The following is a 4,648-nucleotide window of genomic DNA, read 5'->3' as shown; positions in this document are numbered from 1 at the left end:
ATCCAGCAGGCTGACGGCCATGCTGGCGTAGTCGCTTTCACTGGTAACGACAGGCTGTAGCCAGCGGCGGGCATCGTCGTAGTCGCTCCCGAAAAAGTATTCCATGCCGATCAGGAACCGCATATCGCTGTCGCCTTGTGCTGCCGCTTTTTCCAACCATTCCCGCCCGATGCGTTTGTCCTGGCGGAATTCGGCAAAACATCCGTTGTAGTAACACACGCCCAACCGGTATTGGGCTTCAACATTGCCATTTTCTGCCGCCTGTTGTAGCCAGCGGTTTGCCGTTTCCTGATTTTTCTCAATGCCATAGCCATAGCGGGAACGCCAGAAAAGCTCGTATTGCGCTTGGGCGTCGCCACGCATCGCCGCTTGTTCCAGCCAGTAGGAGGCGCGCATTTGTGTGCCGTCGTCTGTGTCGCTTTTTTGGTAAAGCATTCCGAGGGCGGTCATGGCGTCGCGTTCGTGTGCGGCGGCTTTGGTGAGCCAGTAGTGCGCGATGATGTCGCTGCGCGGGACGCCGTCACCATAATGATAGAGGTGGGCGAGGTTGTAGCGGGCGTCGTTGTCGTTCAGGCGGGCGGCGGCGGTGTAGTACTGCGCGGCGCGTTGCGGGTTGCGGGCGACGCCTTCGCCGCTGTCGTAGAGGACGCCGAGGTTGTACAGGGTGTAGCTGTCCTGGCCATATGCGGTTTGGGATTTTCGCCACCAGTAGTGCGCCAGACGGGCGTCTTTTTTGCCGGTTTCGCCTTTGTACCAGGCGTCGCCGAGGGCAATCTGCGCCAGCCAGTCGCCTGCGAGTGCCCGTTTTTGGCGTTCTTTGAAGGTTTTGGCATGGGACGCAAGCGGGTTTTCGCCTTGCCAGAATTTGATGTTGTGCCGGGGCGGCCAGGGCGTGGCCGTGTTTTCGGCGAGGGCAGCGGCAGGCGCGGGCGGATGGTTGCCGACCGTTCCGGGCGGTGGCAGCGGCGTGACCCTGCCGCGTTGCAGGTCGTTCATCATTTCCAGTACTGGCAGCACGGTGCGGTCGCCGTGGTCGGCGAGCTGCCGGAGCCAACGGCAGGCGTTGTGGTAGTCGTCATGCTCAAGGTAGGTCATGCCGGTTTGTTTTTGCAGGTCGCGATCGCCCCGCGTTGCGGCTTGTTCCAGCCAGTAGCGGGCGGTGGTTTCGTCTTGTGCGTTGTCTGCCGTGTCGTCGTAGTAATGGTTGCCCAGCCAGTATTGGGCGGCGGCATGACCGTTTTGTGCCGTCTGCCGCAGCCAGTGGTTGGCGCTGTCGCGGTTTTGGGCGATGCCGTCGCCCGTGGCGTAGTGCCAGGAGAGCTGGTATTGGGCGGCCGCCGCGGTGGCGGCGATGCGTGCGGGGGATGTCGCCCCCGGCGGTGCGGGGGCGGTTTCGAGCCAGGCGCGGGCGACGGGATGTCCCCAGTAAGCGGCTTCTTGCCAATGTTGGCGTACTTCGTTCGGCTGCGGGGGTTGGTAACCCGGCAGTTTGTGTTGTTCGATGAGGGCGGTCAGGTAGGCGGCATCGGCGCAGTAGTCGGCAGGCGGGTTTTCGTCTTCGTGGCAATGTTGCAGGAACCCGGAGAAGGCGTTGTGGGCGGCGTTGGGGTTTCCCGGTTCGCGCCAGTCGCTGTGGGATTTGCCGATGAGGTACTGCGCGACAGGGTCGCCTTTTTTGCCCGCGTGCCAGTATTTGCGCGCCGTGGTGTAATCCGGCGGGCGGGCGTCGGCGTAGATTTGGCCCAGTTCGCGGTAGGCGCTGCTGTCGCCTTTTTCGGCGGCGGCGAGGTACCAGTGTTCTGCCTGGGAGCGGTCGGCGGCGTCGCGGTAATGGCGGGCGAGCGCCTGCATCGCATCGGTGCTGCCCTGGGCGGCGGCAACCTGCCACCATTTCAGCGCAGCTTCCTCGTCGCGGGCGATGCCGTCGCCGTGGGCGTAATGGTTGGCGAGTGCGACCTGCGCCTGCGTATCGCCGTGCATCGCGGCCTGTTCGGTTTGTTCGATGGCGGTCAGGTCGCTGTTGTCGGTGTTTTCTGTGCCGGTTTGGGCGGTGGCTGCCGCCCGTTGCCATTTTGCTGCGATTGCCGGGTCGCGGACGACGCCTTCGCCACGCGCGTAGAGACCGGCGAGTTCGGCCTGCGCCTGCGGATGGCCGCGCATCGCCGCCTGTTCCAGCCAGTAGAAGGCGAGGGCGTGCTGGCCGTCGCCGCTGATGCCAAGCGCGCCGTGCCGGTAGAGGCTGCCGAGGGCGTACATCGCGTCGCGGTCGCCCTGGGCGGCGGCTTTTTCCTGCCAGTCGCGCGCGATGTAGGCGTTTTGCGGCACGCCCTTGCCGTCGCGGTAGAGGTTGCCGAGGTTGTATTGGGCGGAGATGAAGCCCTGTTGGGCGGCTTTGCGGTACCACTGCGCGGCAAGGTGGTAGTCCTGGCTGACGCCACGGCCTTCGTCGTAGAGCACGCCGAGGTTGTATTGGGCGATGCGCTGTCCCTGCGCCGCCGCTTTTTCCCACCAGTAGCGTGCCTGGTCGTAATTGACGGTGCCAGCACTGCCGTTGATCCAGGCGATGCCGAGGTTGAACTGGGCGTCGGCGTTGCCCGCTTCCGCCTGTTGGCGCAGCGGTCGCAGCGCGGGGTTTTGCGGATGCGACGTCGTCGTCAATGCTGGCGGGGGTAGCAGCGGGAGTTGGTCGGGCGGTGCGGCAAGACCGAGGAGCATAAGCAGGGCGGCGAAGTCCATGAGCGTCCTCCGGGATGGCGCTTAGCCGCGCAGGGCGGCGGTGATGCGCAGCGCGTCGCGGGTCGCGGCGACGTCATGCACGCGCACGATGTCCGCACCCTGCCAGGCGGCCAGGGCAGCGAGCGTTACGCTGCCGTGCAGGCGTTCGCCGACGGGCGCGTCGTGCAGGTAGTGGCCGATGGTGGATTTGCGCGAGACGCCGAGCAGTACCGGGTAGCGGTCATGTTTGAAGCGGCGGCATTCGCGCACCAGCGCCATGTTTTGCGCCGGGGTTTTGCCGAAGCCAAAGCCGGGGTCGAGGATGAGGCGGTCGGCGGCGATGCCCGCTTCGATACAGGCGGCGGCGCGCGCTTGCAGGTAGCTGTCCACTTCGGTGACGACGTCGGCGTAGTCGGTGTTGTCCTGCATGGTGTCGGGCATACCGCGCATATGCATCAGGCAGATGGCAACGTCGGGGTAGCGCGCAAGCAGTTCGAGGGCGCCGTCGTCTTCGAGACCGTGCACGTCGTTGATGAGGTCAACGCCGAGCTCCAGCATCGCCGCCATCACCGCCGTTTTTTTGGTGTCAATCGAGACGGGGCGCGCGCCGTCGGCGACCAGCGCTTGCACGATGGGCGTCAGGCGGGCGATTTCTTCCTCTGCTGGCACTTCGCGCGCGCCGGGGCGGGTCGATTCGGCACCGATGTCGATGATGTCCGCGCCGTCGGCAATCATCTGCCGCGCGTGAGCAAGGGCGCGGGCGGGGTCAAGCCAGGCGCCGCCGTCGGAAAATGAATCGGGCGTGCTGTTCAGCACGCCCATCAGGTTGGTGTGGCTCAGGTCGAGCGTGAAGCGGCCGCAACGCATCAGTGTTGCTCCGCCGGTTTGTCGTTGCCACCAAGCGAGAAATCATCGTGGTGGCTTTGCGGTTTGTCGTCCGCCGGGTCGTCCCAGTCGGCAGGCTCGCGTACCGGGCGGCGCGCCATCAGGTCATCAATCTGGCCTTCGTCGATGGTTTCGTATTTGATGAGCGCTGCGGTCATGCTGTGCAGGATGTCCATGTTGTCTTTCAGGATTTTCTCGGCGCGCGCGTAGTTGCGGTCGATGATGCCCCGGATTTCGGTGTCGATGTTGTGCGCGGTCTCGTCGGAGACGTTTTTGTGCTGCGTCACCGAGCGGCCAAGGAAGACTTCGCCTTCTTCTTCGCCGTAGGCGAGCGGCCCCAGTTTTTCCGACAGCCCCCAGCGCGTGACCATGCTGCGCGCGATGGCGGTGGCGCGTTCGATGTCGTTCGAGGCGCCGGTGGAGACCTGGTCTTCGCCGTAGATGAGCGCTTCGGCGATGCGGCCGCCGTAGAGGGTGGCGATTTGGCTTTCGAGGCGGCGCTTGGAGTAGCTGTAGCGGTCTTGTTCGGGCAGGAACATGGTGACACCGAGGGCGCGACCGCGCGGGATGATGGTAACTTTGTACACCGGGTCATGCTCCGGCACGATGCGGCCGACGATGCAGTGCCCCGCTTCGTGGTAAGCGGTCATTTCTTTTTCTTTGTCGCTCATTACCATCGAGCGGCGCTCGGCGCCCATCATGATTTTGTCTTTGGCGTCTTCCATGTCTTGCATGGTGATTTTTTGTCGGTTGCGCCGCGCGGCAAAGAGCGCCGCTTCGTTGGTGAGGTTGGCAAGGTCGGCACCAGAGAAACCGGGCGTGCCGCGCGCGATGTCAAACGGCTTGACCGCGTCGTCGAACGGTTTTTTGCGCATATGCACTTTGAGGATTTGCTCGCGACCTTTGAGGTCGGGCAGGCCGACGACGACTTGGCGGTCGAAACGACCGGGGCGCAGCAGCGCGGGGTCGAGGACGTCCGGGCGGTTGGTGGCAGCGATGACGATGACGCCTTCGTTGCCTTCAAAGCCGTCCATTTCAACCAGGAGCT

The 4,648-nt window shown here is 64.3% G+C and carries 3 protein-coding genes; all 3 read right to left on the bottom strand.

Going from position 1 to position 4,648, the window contains the following annotated elements; genetic code table 11:
* On the bottom strand, positions 1-2,736 hold a 2,736-nt coding region (locus Q0349_RS12155), incomplete at its 3' end, for a tetratricopeptide repeat protein (protein ID WP_298081277.1).
* Between the two features lie 21 nt (positions 2,737-2,757).
* Positions 2,758-3,582, bottom strand: coding sequence for a dihydropteroate synthase (gene folP / locus Q0349_RS12150; RefSeq protein WP_298081275.1), 825 nt, complete (start codon positions 3,580-3,582; stop codon positions 2,758-2,760).
* On the bottom strand, positions 3,582-4,648 hold a 1,067-nt coding region (locus Q0349_RS12145; RefSeq protein WP_298081274.1), incomplete at its 5' end, for an AAA family ATPase. The genes folP and Q0349_RS12145, both read right to left, overlap by 1 nt.

The organism is uncultured Cardiobacterium sp., assembly GCF_938028185.1.
In the GTDB taxonomy this organism is placed as follows: domain Bacteria; phylum Pseudomonadota; class Gammaproteobacteria; order Cardiobacteriales; family Cardiobacteriaceae; genus Cardiobacterium.
Note: the sequence above shows the minus strand (reverse complement) of the source record. Positions and strands in the feature narration are given on the sequence as shown.